The sequence below is a fragment of the Segatella copri genome (assembly GCF_026015295.1).
Lineage (GTDB): Bacteria > Bacteroidota > Bacteroidia > Bacteroidales > Bacteroidaceae > Prevotella > Prevotella copri_C.
This window is the reverse complement of record NZ_JAPDUW010000001.1, coordinates 489,814-507,570: the sequence shown is the minus strand read 5'-3', so window position 1 is coordinate 507,570 and position 17,757 is coordinate 489,814. Positions and strand designations below refer to the sequence as shown.

The following is a 17,757-nucleotide window of genomic DNA, read 5'->3' as shown; positions in this document are numbered from 1 at the left end:
AAAATAGTGCACATTTTATTTTGCAGTGTGCACTATTTTCATTATCTTTGCACAAAATTTTGTAAATTGTGCAATGAATTCAATACCAAGTTTTAACTCGTATATTGAGAACAGCATTATCAAGAATTGGAATCTGGATGCGCTCACCGATTACAAGGGCACAACCCTCCAATATCACGATATTGCCAGAAAGATTGAGAAGCTACACATCCTGTTCGAAAACAGCGATGTAAAGAAGGGCGACAAGATTGCCGTCTGCGGAAGAAATAGTAGCCAGTGGGCAGTAGCCTTCCTGGCCATTATTACTTACGGAGCCATTGTCGTACCTATACAGAACGAATTTAAGCCTGAACAGATTCACAACATCGTGAACCACAGCGAAAGCAAACTTCTGTTCGTTGGTGACGTGGTAGCTACAGAGATAACACCAGAGGAGATGCCTTCGCTGGAAGGAATCATCTATCTTCCGGACAATTCGCTTGTCATCTCGCGCTCTGAGAAACTGACTTATGCGCGCGAGAACCTCAATGCAATGTTCGGACACAGATATCCTAAGTATTTCAGACCAGAACACGTGAAGTATCACGTAGACGATCCTGAAGAACTGGCAATGATCAACTATACCAGTGGAACTACCGGTTTCTCAAAAGGTGTGATGCTCCCATACAGAGCACTTTGGGGTAATCTCGACTACCTCATCGATTCAGTGAAACCTAATATAGGTAAGAACTGCAACATTCTTTCTACCCTTCCGATGGCTCACATGTATGGACTCATGACAGAATTTCTCTTCAATATAGTATTGGGTAACCATATCTTCTTCCTTACCCGTCTGCCGAGCCCAACGCTCATCTCAGAGGCGTTGTCAGAAATCAAGCCAGACATCCTCTATGCGGTGCCGCTTGTAGTAGACAAGATTGTAAGAAAGGAAGTTTTCCCACATATCCAAACCAACCGTGCACGACTGCTGATGAACATGCCTGTCATCAATAAGCGCATCAAGGAGAAGGTTCGCGAGTTTGTATTGAGAAAGTTTGGCGAACGTCCTTGCGAGGTTGTTGTGGGTGGTGCTCCGCTCAACAAGGAGATAGAGAACTTCTTCATCAGCGTAGGTTTCCCTATCGCAATGGGATATGGTACCACTGAGACTGCTCCTCTTATCACCTTTGCCCATCAGGACAACTATGTAGCAGGAAGCTGTGGTGTTGCCGTGAAGCACATGGAGGTAAAGGTTTTGAGCGATGACCCGGAGAACGTAGCCGGTGAACTGGTTTGCCGCGGCATCAATGTGATGAAGGGATATTACAAGAACCAGGAGGCAACAGATGCCGTAATAGATGAAGACGGATGGTTCCATACAGGCGACCTGGCAACGATGGACGCCGACGGACATTTCTTCGTAAGAGGAAGAAGCAAGAACATGCTGCTGGGACCTAACGGACAGAACATCTATCCGGAAGAGATTGAGGACAAGCTCAACTCCATGGCTATGGTCAACGAGAGCATCGTAATACAGAACGATGACAAGCTGGTAGCTCTGGTTCATCCGGATATGGAAGAAGTTAACAACCTCGGCTTTACAAACGAAGACCTGGAGAACATCATGGAGCAGAACCGCAAGGAACTGAACATGCAGATACCTAGCTTCGCAAAGGTGTCACGCATCAAACTTCATAATCAGGAATTTGAAAAGACAGCCAAGAAGTCTATCAAGCGTTACCTCTATCAGAACGCAATCTAGAGACAGGCCCTATCTGCTGACAGACCATCAGCAGATAAGGTCTATCATCAGCAAACTGACTTCAGTACGAGAAAAATATAAAAAAGCAAATCGTTAAATAACAAGAATATGGAGATTCCAAGCTTTAACGCATTAATCCAAAAGAGCATCGTAGACCATTGGGATATGGATGCCCTGACAGACTACAAGGGAGCTACCTTGCAGTACCATGATGTAGCACGCAAAATTGAGAAGCTACACATCATGTTTGAGAACTCTGGTGTAGTAAAGGGCGACAAGATAGCACTTTGCGGTAGAAATAGCGCAAACTGGGCTGTAGCATTCCTTGCTACCCTTACCTATGGTGCCATTGCCGTACCTATCCTGCATGAATTCATGCCAGACCAGATTCACAACATCGTAAACCACAGCGATGCAAAACTGCTCTTTGTGGGTGATGTTGTAGCTACACAGATTGATGCAACAAAGATGCCGGGTCTTGAAGGCATCATCTATATACCGGATTATTCACTTGTCGTTTCACGTACCGACAAGTTGACTTATGCGCGCGAACACCTCAATGAGATGTTCGGTATCAAGTATCCTAAGTACTTCCGCAAGAACCATGTCAACTACTATATGGACCAGAATCCGGATGAGTTGGCTATGATCAACTATACCAGCGGAACTACCGGTTTCTCCAAGGGAGTAATGGTTCCATACCGTGCACTCTGGGGCAATGCAGATTTCGCTGAGGACGTACTGGGTAAGAAGATTAAGCCGGGAGATTCAGTCATCAGTATCCTGCCGATGGCCCACATGTACGGCATGGCGTTTGAATTTATCTTCGAATTCATCAAGGGCTGCCACGTCTTCTATCTCACCCGCATCCCTAGTCCAGCCATCATCGCCGAGGCATTCGGTCGCATCAAGCCAGCCGTTATCATTGCAGTTCCTCTGGTTATCGAGAAGATTATCCGCAAGAAGGTATTCCCTAAGATCCAGAACAACCGCATGCGTATGCTGCTCCACATGCCTGTAATCAGCAAGAAGGTGAAGGAGAAGATATGCGACCAGGTATCCAATGCCTTCGGTGGCAACTTCTACGAGGTGATTATCGGTGGTGCAGCCTTTAATCAGGAAGTGGAAAGTTTCCTCCATAGCGTAGGTTTCAAATATACCGTGGGATATGGCGCCACAGAGTGTGCCCCTATCATCTGCTACGAGGATTACAAAAACTTCGTACCGGGCTCTTGCGGTAAGGCTGCCCTCCACATGATGGTCCGCATCGACAGTCCTGATCCTGAGAATGTACCAGGCGAAATTCTTGCCAAGGGTCCTAACGTAATGTTGGGTTACTATAAGAATGAGGAAGCTACCAAACAGACCATCGACGAGAACGGATGGTATCATACAGGCGACCTTGGAACCATGGATGGTGACGGCAACGTCTTCATCAAGGGTCGTAGCAAGAACATGCTGCTCGGCGCAAACGGTCAGAATATCTACCCTGAGGAGATTGAGGATAAACTCAACTCTTTGGCTCTGGTAGCGGAAAGCGTGGTTGTACAGAAGGGCGACAAGCTCATTGCTCTGGTTCACCCTGACTATGATGAAGCTCAGACTCTGAACCTCGGTACCAACGAACTGACAGATGTCATGGAGCAGAACCGCCAGGAGCTCAACACCATGATTCCTGCTTACAGCAAAGTATCAGAAATACGTATACATGAAGATGAGTTTGAAAAGACTCCTAAGAAGAGTATCAAGCGATTCCTCTATACGGCAGAATAAAGAAAGTTTCATTTGATAGAATCAAAAGATACAAAAAAAATGGTGTGACTTCGGTTTTGAAGTCACACCATTTTTTATAAATTATAATAAAGTATTCGAGCGGATTCTGGACAGCGTTTCCGGAGTCATCTGCAGATAGCTTGCGATATAGGTGAGCGGAGCACGCAGAACCACCTGTGGGTTCATTTCACACAGGCGCTTATATTTATTAGGTGCCGACTCAAATCGCATCAGATCGGCATGAATCTGAGACTGAATCAAACTCTCTTCCAGTATTTTACGATAAAGCATCTGGATATTGACATTACGCATAGCAGCCGCCTCCAGCTTCTTCTTCGGTAGCATATACACCAGAGTAGGCTCCAAAGCTTCCACCTGCAAGCGGGTAGGTTCTTCCTTAAAGAGGCTCTCAATGCACATAAAGATGGAATGATCCACACCCAGATGTTCGGTCACCTCCTTGCCATTCTTAAAGTAAAATTGGCGCACCAATCCCTTCTCGATGTACGAGATACCCATGCACTGTTCACCTTCAGGCAAGATCATCTCGCCCTTGGCATACTTGATAGGCTCAAGGATATCTTCCACCACATCGAGTTCATCATGAGTCATCGTACTATATTTACGCGCCAGCTCGCGCGCAATATCACGCTTAGGGGTAATTACTTTAAAGTCTGCCATAATACTTAACCTCCTTTTCCATTATACTTATATTAAATCATTAGTCGAGTTTGAGCACAGCAAGGAAGGCTTTCTGTGGAACTTCCACATTACCAATCTGCTTCATGCGTTTCTTACCCTTCTTCTGCTTCTCCAGCAACTTGCGCTTACGACTTACGTCACCACCATAACATTTGGCAGTAACATCCTTGCGCACCTGCTTAACAGTCTCACGTGCCACAATCTTGGCACCGATAGCTGCCTGGATAGCAATATCGAACTGCTGACGAGGTATGAGGTCCTTCAACTTCTCGCACATTCTGCGACCAAAGCTCACAGAGTTATCGCGGTGAGTCAAAGTACTCAATGCATCTACAGGCTCTCCATTCAACAGGATATCGAGCTTCACCAGGTCGGAATGACGGAATGAATCGATATGATAGTCGAACGAAGCATATCCCTTGGAGATACTCTTCAGCTTGTCATAGAAGTCGATGACGATTTCTCCTAACGGCAACATGAAGTGGAGCTCTACACGGTTTCCACTCACATATTCCTGGTTGATGAGTTCGCCTCGTTTATCCAGACAGAGTTTCATGATTGGTCCAATATAATTGGTAGCCGTAATGATGGTTGCCCGGATATATGGTTCCTCAATATGGTCTATCAGCGTTGGGTCTGGCAATCCGGAAGGATTGTGAACCTCTTTCACACCGCCCTGCTTGTCGTATACCATATAAGATACGTTAGGTACGGTAGTGATGACATCCATATTAAACTCACGGTCCAGTCTCTCCTGTACGATTTCCATGTGGAGCAAACCGAGGAATCCGCAACGGAAACCGAAGCCCAAAGCCACAGAACTCTCTGGCGAGAAAGTCAATGAAGCATCATTGAGCTGCAGTTTTTCGAGCGATGCACGCAGATTCTCGTAATCGCTTGGATCGATAGGATAAACACCAGCAAAGACCATAGGTTTCACTTCCTGGAAACCCGCAATCGCCTTGTCACAAGGACGGGCAATATGGGTAATGGTATCACCCACCTTTACCTCGGTAGCATTCTTGATACCCGAGATGATATAACCTACCTCACCGGTACCCAATTCCTGGCGTGGAATCATATCCATCTTCAATACACCGATTTCATCAGCATCATATTCCATGCCGGTATTGAAGAACTTCACCTTATCTCCCTTACGAATCACGCCATTCTCTATCTTGAAATAGGCGATGATGCCGCGGAAAGAGTTGAATACAGAGTCGAAAATCAAAGCCTGAAGCGGTGCCTTCTCGTCTCCTACCGGAGCAGGAACACGATTAACGACAGCTTCCAGTATATCTTCTACACCCTCACCGGTCTTACCTGAAGCACGGAGGATATCCTCATGCTTACAACCGATCAGGTCTACTATTTCGTCTTCTACCTCATCAGGCATAGCTGAAGGCATATCTATCTTATTGATTACCGGAATAATCTCCAGGTCGTGCTCGATAGCCATATAGAGGTTTGAAATGGTCTGTGCCTGAACGCCCTGAGTGGCGTCAACAACCAGCAGTGCTCCCTCACAAGCGGCGATGGAACGGGAAACTTCGTATGAGAAGTCAACGTGTCCCGGAGTATCAATAAGATTCAGGATATAGGTCTGTCCATCCTTTGCCTTATATTCCATTTGGATAGCGTGACTCTTGATCGTGATACCACGTTCTCTTTCCAAATCCATATCATCAAGCATCTGTCCTTCAGTAATCTTGATGGTCTGAGTCTTCTCCAGAAGTCGGTCTGCCAAGGTACTTTTACCATGGTCTATATGTGCAATAATGCAGAAATTTCTTATTTTATTTATATTCTCCATATAATTTTCTCTCTTTAGAGTGCAAAGATAGTATTTTTTTTCGTATCTTTGCACAAAATATTGAAAATAATAGAGATTTTTAGATAAAAAATAGAAAAATCATGAAGAAAAAGTTGATTTACATCGGTATTTTTGCTTCTTTGCTCGTTTCTTGTACAGAAAGTCTGGAGGACAAAGCGGCTCGTGAAGCCAAGGAATATACTGAAAAATACTGTCCTACTCCATACGTCAACGACGCCAGGACTGACAGTGCTGCATTTGATAAAACCAAGAAGATATATACGTACTATATCTCTTTGAGAAACAAGGCAGATAACAAGAAGGCGATTGATGCCAACAAGGATAAACTCCATAAGATTCAGAAGGAAGCCCTGGACAACAACCCTGGTCTGAAGAAATATAAGGAAGAGCATTTCACCTTCCGTTTCGTATATCATTCGGCTAAGAACCCGAAGGAGGTGTTGCTGGATGATATCTTCAAGTATTAGAAAAGACACGGAGTACTAGTAGCAGAAAAGGCACGGATTACTAGCTAGTAATCCGTGCCTTTTCTAATACTATTAATATCCCATTTCCTGCAAAGCTGTCGCCAACTGGTCTGGACAGCTTGTAGGCTTATTGCCACAAGTGATACCCTTCAGTCGGGCGATGACCTCCTTTGCCTTCATGCCTTTAATCAAAGCACAAACGCCCTTGGTATTGCCATCGCAGCCTCCGATGAACTGGGCATCCTGCACATTTCCATCTTCATCTATACTGATGCAGATGTATTTTGAGCAGGTGCCATGAGTCTGATAAGTTACCTTCTGCAACTTATCCTGTTTGTCTTGCTGCAACATAATGCTTATTCTGCGTCTGCAGGAATTTCTGGCTTCATGTTGGTATATACAGTCTGAACATCGTCAAACTCATCCAACTTCTCAACCATCTTGTCGATAGTTTCGCGCTCCTCAGGAGTTACATCCTTCAAATCGTTAGGGATGTAAGTGAACTCAGCACCAGTTACCTCGAAACCCTCTGCCTCCAGATGCTTCTGAATCTCGCCGAAGCTTGTAGGAGCACCATAGATTGTGATTTCGTTGTTCTCCTCATCCTCATCAAACTCATCTTCTACGCCGTAGTCAATCAGGTCGAGAATCATCTCATCCATATCCAGACCTTCCTTCTTCTTGAATGTGAACACAGCTTTGTGGTCGAAGAGGAAAGACAGAGAACCTGTTGTACCCAAGTTTCCGCTGAACTTGTTGAAGATAGAACGAACGTCAGCAACAGTACGTGTAGTGTTGTCTGTCAGCGTATCAACGAAGACAGCCACTCCGTGAGGGCCATATCCCTCGTATGTTACTTCCTTGTAATCGCTGGTATCCTTGCCACAAGCGTTCTTGATGGCACGAGCGATGTTATCCTTAGGCATGTTCTCACGCTTACAGTTAGCGATGATAGCACGCAATGATGGGTTGTTCTCTGGTTCTGGACCGCCTGCCTTCACAGCAATAGCAATCTGCTTACCCAACTTAGTAAATGTCTTGGCCATGTGGCCCCATCTTTTCAGCTTTGTAGCTTTACGATATTCAAATGCTCTTCCCATTGGAATAAAATTTTAAATGTTTATCGTTTGTTTATAATATTATCTTAATTCTGCACTGAGCACCTTCTGCATTATCTCAATTCTGCATTGAACTTGCTTGTAAGGTTGGCTATGAGCTTCTTCATGATAGCATCTATCTGCTTGTCATTCAGAGTCTTCTCCTCATCCTGCAGGATGAAGTTAACGGCATAACTCTTCTTGCCCTCTGGCAAATGCTCACCCTCGTAAACATCGAAGAGAACAACGCTCTTCAGAAGTTTCTTCTCTGTCTGGTGGGCAATCTGCTCAATCTGAGCGAACTCTACATTCTTGTCTACGAGCAATGCAAGGTCGCGACTCACTGAAGGATACTTACTGATGTCGGTGTAAGTAAGGTTCACCTTCTTCACTGCCTTCATCAGGTTGTCCCAGTGGATATCAGCATAGAATACATCCTGCTCAATATCGAATGCTTTCTTCAACTTCAGGCTCAGGATACCCAGTTCTACCAATACCTTACCGGCACGGGTCTCGTAACTTACGCCCTTAGAGAAGATGTTATTGTCGCTGTGCTTGATAACCACGTTGTTCTGTGGCATACCTACACGACGGAGAACATTCTCTACCACAGCCTTCAGCTCGTAGATGCTGCTCTGCTCATCAGCATGAGCCCAACTGCCCTCTACGCGCTTACCGGTGATGAAGAGAGACATGTGAGCCTCCTGAGAGTAAGCCTTGATAGGACTCTCCTCGCTCCACTTCTCCTTATTATATATATAGGTGTTACCCACCTCGAAGAACTTCAGGTTCTGGCTCTTATGGTTGATGTTGCGAACCACGCTCTCCAAACCACCGAACAGCATCGTCTGGCGCATCACACCGAGATCAGCACTCAATGGGTTCATCACCTTCACGGTTGTCTCGTTAGGATACTTGTTGAGGTCGAAGTCGGTATAGTAGCTAGCCTTGCTCAGAGAGTTGTTGAGAATCTCCATGAAGCCCTCACCTACCAACTGCTCTGCCACGAGGTTCTGGCTGTGATAAGCCTTGTCCTCATCGCCCTGAACAGTCAGGGAGCTCTTCAACTGGGTTGGAATCTCCACATTATTATATCCGTAGATACGGAGAATATCCTCTACCACGTCGCAAGGACGCTGAACGTCTACACGATAAGCAGGAACCAGAAGGTCGATACCCTCAGCATCCTCCTTCACAATCTTCATTTCGAGAGATGTAGCAATATTCTTGATGGTTTCAGCACCAATCTCCTTACCGATGAGGCGATGCGCATACTCATAGTTCAGGCGAACTGGGAAATCCTGCATTGGCTCTGGATATACATCCTTGATCTGCATGGAAATCTTACCGCCAGCCAACTGCTTGCAGAGGATGGCAGCCTGCTTCAAAGCATAAATCTGTCCGTTTGGATCTACACCACGCTCAAAACGGTAGCTGGCATCTGTGCTCAAACCATGACGGCGAGCGCTCTTACGGATCCATGTAGGATGGAAGTAAGCACTCTCCAAGACTACATCCTTGGTTGTCTCGTAAGTACCAGAACCCTTACCGCCGAAGATACCGGCGATACACATAGGCTCCTCAGCATTGCAGATGCTCAGGTCGTGCTCACCCAAGGTATGCTCCTCGCCATCGAGAGTAACAAACTTGGTGCCCTCTGGCTGGGTACGAACTACAATCTTATGACCGGTAACCATGTCTGCATCGAAGCAGTGCAATGGCTGGCCGTATGCCATCATGATATAGTTGGTGATATCCACGATATTGTTGATAGGGCGCAAGCCGATGATGTTCAGCTTATCCTGCAACCACTTAGGACTTTCCTTCACCTCACAACCGGTGATGCTTACACAGGCATAACGCTTGCAAGCCTCAGTATTCTGGATTTCAACATCGATAGGAAGATCCTCGTTGTCTACCACAAACTCATCGCAAGATGGGCGATGCAAGCTTGTCTTGTAGCCATTTTGCTTCAACCAGGCATACAGGTCGCGGGCTACACCCCAGTGACCGAGCGCATCAGCACGGTTGGCTGTGATATCAATCTCGATGAGCCAGTCGCTCTCCAGATGGTAATACTCAGCAGCAGGCTGACCTACCGGAGCATCTTCTGGGAGTACGATGATGCCGTCGTGAGAGGTACCTACACCAATCTCATCCTCAGCACAGATCATACCCAAACTCTCTACACCGCGGAGTTTGCTCTTCTTGATGGTAAAACTCTGGTCGCCATCGTAAAGCACGCAGCCCAAATCAGCCACGATAACCTTCTGACCTGCAGCAACGTTAGGAGCACCACAGACAATCTGCTGAGGTTCGCCCTTACCTAAGTCAACGGTTGTAACATGGAGGTGATCACTATTAGGATGCTCCTCACATGTCAACACTTTACCCACATAGAGACCTTTCAGTCCGCCCTTGACAGACTGAACTTCTTCCAAAGCGTCAACTTCGAGTCCGCAAGAGGTCAACGCGTCCGCAGTCTCCTGTGGTGTCAAATCGAAATCGACGTATTCTTTAAGCCATTTGTATGAAACGTTCATTATAATGATTTTTTATTTTATTTCTATTTTGAAAAACCCGAAGAAACATCATTCGGGCTATGCATGTTCTAAAACTCTGCAAAAATACAAAAAAAAATGCATATAAACAAATAACATTCGCCATTTTTGCACTATTTAAAATAAATACATGCAAAAATGGCGAATGCCTTGGTTTTTATTCGAAAACTTCGTCGATGCTGCCACCTCCTACTTCCTCAAAGTCATCCTGTTCGGCTGCCTTGCGGGAACAAGGATTGTAGTCTTCCGGCAAATCGAACTTGATAGCAGGACTGATACCCAGCGACGGGTCGGCATAAACCTTCTTCATGAATATCGCCCAGATAGGCAAAGCCATGGTAGCACCCTGACCCATACTCATGGAATCGAAGTGGATATCACGCTCCTCACCACCTACCCAGCAGCCACTTACGAGTTGTGGAGTAAAGCCGATAAACCAACCGTCGCTGTTGTTATTGGTAGTACCGGTCTTGGCGCCAATCTGTCCTTCCAGGTTATAACGGTAGCGCAGTCTTCCTGCCGTACCATTATCCACAACGCCCATCAGCATGGTAAGCATCTTCATGGCATTATCGGCACTGATCACCTCGTTCATACGTGGCTGGAAGGTAGCAATCGTATTACCTTCATTATCCTCGATACGGCTCACAAACATTGGAGCAGTACGGATGCCGTGGTTGGCAAATACGGTATAAGCGCTCACCATCTCGCTGACACTTACCTCACATGGTCCCAGACAGAGACTCATGGATGCATGGATATCAGGATTGTTGATGCCGAAGTCGCGCAACATCTGTACGAACTGCTGCGGATTGAGCTTACTCATCAGATAAGCACTCACCCAGTTGCTACTCTGTGCCAATCCCCAACTCAGCGGAACCATCTGTCCGGCACGTGAATGGTTGGCATTGCGAGGCGTCCACGGACGACCAGCCACCATATAGGTCTGCTGACGGTTAGGCGCCAGATCACAAGGCTGGAAGCCGTTAGACATCGCCAGACTGTAAAGGAATGGCTTGATGGTAGAACCCACCTGCCGGCGTCCCAGACTTACCATATCATACATGAAATGAGTATAATCCAATCCACCCACATACGCCTTCACAGCACCCGTCTTAGGATCCATGCTCATAAAACCGCTACGCAGAAAACTCTTATAATAACGGATAGAATCGAGCGGACTCATCAGCGTATCAATATCACCATGATAGGTAAATACGGTCATCTCCTGCTTCTTGCGGAATGCCGCCTTGATTTCATCCTCAGAATATCCCGCAGCCTTCATCGTACGGTAACGCTCACTCTGGGTGATACTGCGGTTCAGTATACTCTTAATCTGTTTCGGTGTCAGCTTATCGCTGTATGGCGAGCTTGGTTTGCGGGCTATCTCTGCACTGAAGCGAGGCTGCAGATAGCGGGCTACATGCTGATACATAGCCTCTTCCGCATACTGCTGTATACGGCTATCGATAGTTGTAAACACCTTCAGTCCATCACTGTATACATTATATGGCGAACCATCCTTCTTATAGTTCTTGTTGCACCATCCATAGAGCGGATCATTCTCCCACTGGATAGAATCCACCACAAACTGGGCACGGTTCCAGGATGGATAATCACTACGCTCCGGACGCTTAGCCATCATATACTGGCGAAGGAACTCACGCAGATAAGTAGCCGAACCGTCCTTATGGTCGGTACGGTGGAAATTGAGTGTCAGCGGCTCAGCAGCACACTGGCTATACTCGCCCCGGCTCAGATATCCCGCCTTCACCATCTGCGAAAGAACCACATTTCTGCGCTCCCTCGCTCTCTCCGGATAGCGAACCGGATTGAAGAGCGACGGATTCTTGCACAGTCCGATGAGCGTTGCCGACTCACAGAGGGTCAGATTCTTCGGTTCCTTATTAAAATAGGTATTGGCCGCCGTCTTGATTCCTACAGCATTGTGCAGGAAATCGAAGTAATTGAGATAGAGAGCCAGAATCTCCTCTTTGGTATAATAGCGTTCCAGCTTCACCGCAATCACCCACTCTATCGGCTTCTGCAACAATCGTTCCATCGTACTGCCTGCCTTCTCAGAATAAAGCTGCTTGGCGAGCTGCTGCGTGATGGTACTTCCACCACCCGCATTAGTCTGTCCCAGGATACCACGCTTGACGATGGCACGTCCCAGTGCACGGAAGTCGATACCTGAATGCTCATAGAATCGCTCATCCTCAGTAGCCACCAGTGCCTTAATTAAATAAGGTGACATTTTCTTGTAAGGAATCACGATACGGTTCTCCTTATTCAGGTTCCACGTACCAAGCACCTTGCCATCGGCAGAGTAAACCTGGGTGGCAAATCTGTTGATAGGATTCTGCAGATCCTCGATGTCGGGCATGTAGCCAATCATTCCAAACCAGATGGCAACAAAGGCAAGAATTACCATGAGTATTCCAGTGCCGAAAACAGCCCATAAAATATGTATAAATCGCTTTCTCATCACTATTTCTTTAAATATTTGTGCAAAATTACATAAAAGTTTTGACTTATCGCACATAAATCAGATTTTTTATGTAACTTTGTGGGCGATTTTAGAACATTCAATCAAATTTCAAATGGAAAAACATAATTTTGTGACCATTGCTGACCTTTCCAAGGAGAAAATCATGTACCTCCTGGAAATGGCGCAAGAGTTCGAAAAGCACCCGAACAGGGAGTTGTTGAAGGGAAAGGTCGTAGCGACCCTTTTCTTCGAGCCATCTACTCGTACCCAACTCAGTTTCCAAACCGCTGCCAACCGTCTTGGTGCCCGTGTCATTGGTTTCTCTGATGCCAAGACATCCAGTACCACCAAGGGTGAGACCCTCAAGGATACCATCCTGATGGTAAGCAACTATGCCGATGTAATCGCCATGCGCCATTTCATCGAGGGAGCAGCCCAGTATGCCAGTGAGGTAGCACCAGTGCCTATCGTAAATGCAGGCGACGGCGCTCACATGCATCCTTCACAGTGCCTGCTCGACCTCTACTCTATCTACAAGACCCAGGGTACCCTGGAGAACTTGAACATCTATCTTGTGGGTGACCTCAAATATGGCCGCACCGTTCACTCACTTATCACAGCTATGCGCCACTTCAATCCTACCTTCCATTTCATCGCACCTAAGGAACTCGCCATGCCAGAAGAGTACAAACTCTACTGCAAGGAGCACAACATTAAATATGTTGAGCACGAGGACTTTAACGAAGATGTGATTGCAGGTGCCGACATCCTCTACATGACCCGTGTACAGAAGGAGCGTTTCAGCGACCTGATGGAGTATGAGCGCGTAAAGAACGTGTATATCCTGAAGCGTGACATGCTCTGCAAGGCGAAGGAAAACATGAAGATCATGCATCCGCTGCCACGCGTGAACGAAATTGCTTACGATGTAGATGATGATCCACATGCATACTATATCCAGCAGGCTCAGAACGGCCTCTATGCGCGTGAGGCTATCTTCTGCCACTGCCTCGGCATCTCGCTCGATGATGTGAAAAACGATAAAAGCATAATTGAATAATGTTGAATGTTGAATATTGAATAATGTTGAATGTTGAATGTTGAATGTTAAGTTGCCTAACGGACACCTAACATGGCCCTCAAGGGCGCAAGCCTCACTCAACACTCAACATTCAACACTCAACATTCAACACTCAACACTCAACATTCAACACTCAACATTAAAAAAAAAAGAGATGGGAAACAATAAAAGTCAATTAGTGGTTGCGGCTATCGAGAACGGTACCGTAATCGACCATATACCAGCCGAAAAGACCTATCAGGTAGTAAATCTGCTCCAGTTGGAGAAGATGGAGACTCCTGTTACTATCGGCTACAACCTGCCAAGCAAGAAGATTGGCAAGAAGGGCATCATCAAGGTTGCCAACAAGTATTTTACCGATGAGGAAATCAACCGACTCTCTGTCGTTGCGCCTAACATCGGACTGAGTATCATCAAAGACTACGAAATCGTAGAAAAGAAGACCGTCAAGACTCCTGATACGCTGAAGGGCATCGTAAAGTGCAACAACCCTAAGTGCATCACCAACAACGAGCCTATGCAGACCCTCTTCCATACCGTAGACAAAGTGCTCGGTATCGTACGTTGCCACTACTGCGACAAAGAGCAGCAATTGGGCAAAGTAGAGCTCTGCAAGTAATAAAAACAGGTAGTTTATAACAAAAAGTAAGCAATATCACTCAAAATGTTACGATTTATTTGGTAGTTTGAGAGATATTGCTTATTTTTGCATCCGATTTCATTAAACATCAACCATAAAAAGTAAAGGGAAATGGTAAAAGATCAAGAGATTTTCGACTTAATCGAAAGAGAACATCAGCGCCAGCTGAAAGGTATGGAGCTTATCGCTTCTGAGAATTTCGTGAGTGACGAGGTGATGAACGCTATGGGTTCTTACCTTACTAACAAGTATGCCGAGGGTCTGCCAGGCAAACGTTATTATGGCGGATGCCAGGTAGTTGACATCGTAGAGAACCTCGCCATCGAGCGTGTAAAGAAGGTGTTCGGTGCTGAGTATGCCAACGTACAGCCTCACTCTGGTGCGCAGGCTAACGCTGCTGTTCTGCTTGCCGTATTGAAGCCAGGTGATACCTTCATGGGCTTGAACCTCGACCACGGCGGCCACCTCTCTCATGGTAGCCACGTCAATACATCCGGTATTCTCTACAACCCTATCGGTTACAACCTGAACAAGGAGACTGGCCGTGTAGACTACGACGAGATGGAGAAACTGGCTCTTGAGCACAAACCAAAACTGATTATCGGTGGTGGTAGCGCTTATAGCCGCGAGTGGGATTATGCCCGCATGCGCAAGATTGCCGATGAGGTAGGCGCTCTCCTCATGATCGATATGGCTCACCCTGCAGGTCTGATTGCAGCCGGTCTGCTCGACAACCCATTGAAGTATGCGCACATCGTTACTTCTACTACTCACAAGACCCTCCGTGGCCCTCGTGGCGGTATCATTCTGATGGGCAAAGATTTTGACAACCCATGGGGTTTGACTACCAAGAAGGGCGAGGTTAAGAAGATGAGCATGCTCTTGAATTCTGCCGTATTCCCAGGTCAGCAGGGTGGTCCGCTGGAGCACGTCATCGCGGCAAAGGCAGTAGCCTTCAATGAGAATCTGCAGCCTTCATGGAAGGAGTATGCTACTCAGGTAAAGAAGAATGCAGCCGTACTCGCAGATGACCTCATCGGTCGCGGATTCGCTATCGTGAGCGGTGGTACAGACAACCATTCTATGCTCGTAGACCTCCGAAGTAAATATCCAGATCTCACAGGTAAAGTCGCTGAGAATGCGCTGGTTGCAGCCGACATCACAGTCAACAAGAACATGGTTCCATTCGACAGCCGTTCTGCCTTCCAGACATCAGGTATCCGCCTGGGTACAGCAGCCATGACCACACGTGGCGCCAAGGAAGATATGATGCACCTCATTGCCGAACTCATCGAGGAGGTTCTGAATGCTCCTGAGGACGAGAAGGTCATTGCCCGCGTTCGCGAAAAGGTGAATGCTACAATGAAGGATTACCCTCTCTTCGCATACTAATCGTTACGGATAAATATAATTACAAACTGCGGGCCTTCCGTCCGCAGTTTTTTGTTTCATTTAATAAATAATAAAGAAAAGAAAAAATTTATGAAAAAGATGAAAAGCCTACTGCTCATGGCACTTGCGTTGCTCCCTGCGAGCAAAACTTTAGCACAGACCAACGCCCAAGTTTTCTACGACTTCGGCAGTGACCGCAAGTTTGTTACCCTCACACTCGAAATGTTCAAGCAGGACAAATGGGGTAACACTTATTTCTTTGTAGACCACGACTTCAATTACGACAAGATGGACACCAGCAGTCCAAACGTGGCACAGGGTGGTACCTACACAGAGATTTCACGTGCATTGAACTTCTGGCAGAACAGCCCAATGAAGAACTGGAGCCTCCACGTAGAGTATAATGGTGGTATTACCAAGAACTACCCTATCAACAATGCCTGGCTCTTCGGTGTGGAGTATTTCATGCACGACAAGAGTTTCAAGAACACCTTGACACTCCAGGCACTCTACAAGACTATCCGCAAGACCGACCAGAACGTACCGATGCAGTTTACTGCTGTTTGGGGATGCAAAGACATCTTTGGATTAAAGGGATTGAACTTTAGCGGTTTCGCAGATTTCTGGTGGGAGAATCACGTAAGTATGCTTGACAAGGATGGAAACGTGAAGCTCGACAAGAATGGCGAAGTAGCCTATACTCCTGAGCACACCGTCTTCACTACTGAGCCACAGCTCTGGTATAATGTAGGTCAGCACTTCGGCTGCGAGAACCTGAGCGTAGGTAGCGAGGTAGAAATCAGCCACAACTTCGGCAGCAATGCCGGCTGGATGGTTCGCCCTTGCCTCGGTGTAAAGTGGGACTTCTAATTACGAATTTCTTAGCTGCGGAAAATTTTCAAAATGATTTTTTGAAAATTTTCCGCACTAATTCTTAACCACTTTATTTTCTGTTTTTCAACAACTTACGTTACTTTCTTACAGTCAATCCGCCATCAGAAATTCCTCCGATTCCACCTTTTTTCTTATTGTACTGACGGGTTACACCGCTCAAGTTAACTCCGCCAACGCCCTCGGATGTAGCGTTTACACTTTGGCAGTCAACCTTGGCTTTCACGCTGCCCACACCTTCGTTCTTGATAATCAGACTGCCGCCCTTAAACATTCCCAGATTAACAGATCCTACGCCCTCATTATCCAGTTTCACACTTCCCATCTCAATCTTAGAGATTTTCACAGAGCCTACGCCTTCGTTATCAATGTTCATATCATCTCCAGCCACATCATCGATATTTACCGAGCCAACACCCTCGTTGGTTACCTCCAGTTTGTTGGCAAGAATCTTCCCAATCTTGACAGAGCCTACACCCTCGTTATCGATTTTCAGGCGGTCGCTATTAATCGTCTTGGCATAGAATGAACCCACGCCTTCCTGTGTAATCTTCACCAGGTCAGGACTGGTGATATAAATCTTGAGTCTATTCTTTTCAGAGTTACAAACGGCAGGCACCTTGAGTTTTCCGTTGAGTCCGATCTTCACCTCGCCGTCACGATAAACCACCTTGAGTTTCTCCTTGAGTTTCTGTACGAACTCAGCATCCTTGATGGCAGAGTAATCCAATCGAACGCTGCATTCATCGCCATTGTTCTGGGTATAATAAACGCTGGCAATCACATCCACGTCGATAGCCCTGAAAGGCTTCTCGGTCAAATCATCCTGCGTAAAGTTGAGACTTCCCTTCATTTCACTGGCAGAAGATCCCATACTGCAAGAACTCAAGCCCATTGGGGCTAAGAACAAAGCGGCAGCCACCGCCCAAATACATAATTTCTTCATATCATTTCTAATTTTATGTTTCTAAATACGTGATATACCGAAAACCGTTCTGTTTCAGAAATCTGATGGTTAGACGCAAAAGAAACCCGAAAGGTTGCAGGGAAAGAGAAAAAATGCAGAAAAAAAAGTGCAACAGAAAGC

The 17,757-nt window shown here is 46.4% G+C and carries 14 protein-coding genes; 7 read left to right on the top strand and 7 right to left on the bottom strand.

Going from position 1 to position 17,757, the window contains the following annotated elements; translation table 11 throughout:
• The first annotated feature begins 73 nt into the window (after positions 1-73).
• Both ONT18_RS01955 and ONT18_RS01950 read left to right on the top strand, forming a co-directional pair.
• Positions 74-1,741, top strand: a complete 1,668-nt coding sequence (locus tag ONT18_RS01955) for an AMP-binding protein (RefSeq protein WP_264903813.1) — start codon at positions 74-76, stop codon at positions 1,739-1,741.
• 108 nt (positions 1,742-1,849) lie between these two features.
• Positions 1,850-3,514 carry an AMP-binding protein gene (locus ONT18_RS01950; RefSeq protein ID WP_264903812.1) on the top strand — a complete coding sequence of 555 codons (1,665 nt, stop codon included), beginning with the start codon at positions 1,850-1,852 and terminating at the stop codon, positions 3,512-3,514.
• An 81-nt stretch (positions 3,515-3,595) separates the two neighbouring features.
• Here ONT18_RS01950 and ONT18_RS01945 read toward each other — a convergent pair whose 3' ends face one another.
• Together ONT18_RS01945 and lepA are read right to left on the bottom strand one after the other, a co-directional pair.
• The gene (locus ONT18_RS01945) at positions 3,596-4,195 is read right to left on the bottom strand and encodes a Crp/Fnr family transcriptional regulator (RefSeq protein WP_264903811.1); all 600 of its coding nucleotides are present in this window, start codon (positions 4,193-4,195) and stop codon (positions 3,596-3,598) included.
• A 40-nt stretch (positions 4,196-4,235) separates the two neighbouring features.
• On the bottom strand, positions 4,236-6,029 hold the full coding sequence (gene lepA / locus ONT18_RS01940) for a translation elongation factor 4 (protein WP_022120308.1): 1,794 nt from the start codon (positions 6,027-6,029) through the stop codon (positions 4,236-4,238).
• Positions 6,030-6,130: 101 nt separating this feature from the next.
• On the opposite strand from lepA, the gene ONT18_RS01935 reads away from it, so the two are divergent.
• Positions 6,131-6,517, top strand: coding sequence for a hypothetical protein (locus ONT18_RS01935; RefSeq protein ID WP_119226695.1), 387 nt, complete (start codon positions 6,131-6,133; stop codon positions 6,515-6,517).
• Positions 6,518-6,589: 72 nt separating this feature from the next.
• On the opposite strand, the gene ONT18_RS01930 is transcribed toward ONT18_RS01935, so the two are convergent.
• The 4 genes from ONT18_RS01930 to ONT18_RS01915 form a co-directional block, all read right to left on the bottom strand.
• On the bottom strand, positions 6,590-6,868 hold the full coding sequence (locus tag ONT18_RS01930) for a TIGR03905 family TSCPD domain-containing protein (protein ID WP_006846971.1): 279 nt from the start codon (positions 6,866-6,868) through the stop codon (positions 6,590-6,592).
• Positions 6,869-6,873: 5 nt separating this feature from the next.
• A complete protein-coding gene (locus ONT18_RS01925) occupies positions 6,874-7,617 on the bottom strand; it encodes a YebC/PmpR family DNA-binding transcriptional regulator (RefSeq protein ID WP_264903810.1) in 744 nt (247 codons plus the stop codon).
• A 71-nt stretch (positions 7,618-7,688) separates the two neighbouring features.
• Complete coding sequence (pheT, locus tag ONT18_RS01920) at positions 7,689-10,157, bottom strand: phenylalanine--tRNA ligase subunit beta (RefSeq protein WP_264903809.1); 2,469 nt, start codon at positions 10,155-10,157, stop codon at positions 7,689-7,691.
• A gap of 175 nt (positions 10,158-10,332) precedes the next feature.
• Complete coding sequence (locus tag ONT18_RS01915; protein ID WP_264903808.1) at positions 10,333-12,663, bottom strand: penicillin-binding protein 1A; 2,331 nt, start codon at positions 12,661-12,663, stop codon at positions 10,333-10,335.
• 115 nt (positions 12,664-12,778) lie between these two features.
• Between ONT18_RS01915 and pyrB the strand changes: the two genes are divergently transcribed.
• The 4 genes from pyrB to ONT18_RS01895 all read left to right on the top strand — a co-directional run bounded on the left by pyrB (position 12,779) and on the right by ONT18_RS01895 (position 16,649).
• Positions 12,779-13,726 carry an aspartate carbamoyltransferase gene (gene pyrB, locus ONT18_RS01910; protein WP_118062888.1) on the top strand — a complete coding sequence of 316 codons (948 nt, stop codon included), beginning with the start codon at positions 12,779-12,781 and terminating at the stop codon, positions 13,724-13,726.
• A gap of 175 nt (positions 13,727-13,901) precedes the next feature.
• Positions 13,902-14,366, top strand: a complete 465-nt coding sequence (gene pyrI / locus ONT18_RS01905; protein ID WP_117587317.1) for an aspartate carbamoyltransferase regulatory subunit — start codon at positions 13,902-13,904, stop codon at positions 14,364-14,366.
• Positions 14,367-14,498: 132 nt separating this feature from the next.
• Positions 14,499-15,779: a serine hydroxymethyltransferase gene (glyA, locus tag ONT18_RS01900; RefSeq protein ID WP_264903807.1), complete on the top strand. Its 1,281-nt coding sequence runs from the start codon at positions 14,499-14,501 to the stop codon at positions 15,777-15,779.
• A gap of 90 nt (positions 15,780-15,869) precedes the next feature.
• On the top strand, positions 15,870-16,649 hold the full coding sequence (locus tag ONT18_RS01895; protein ID WP_264903806.1) for a DUF5020 family protein: 780 nt from the start codon (positions 15,870-15,872) through the stop codon (positions 16,647-16,649).
• Between the two features lie 100 nt (positions 16,650-16,749).
• On the opposite strand, the gene ONT18_RS01890 is transcribed toward ONT18_RS01895, so the two are convergent.
• Entirely contained in the window at positions 16,750-17,616 is an 867-nt protein-coding gene (locus ONT18_RS01890) for a DUF2807 domain-containing protein (protein ID WP_264903805.1), read from the bottom strand.
• Positions 17,617-17,757 lie beyond the last annotated feature (141 nt).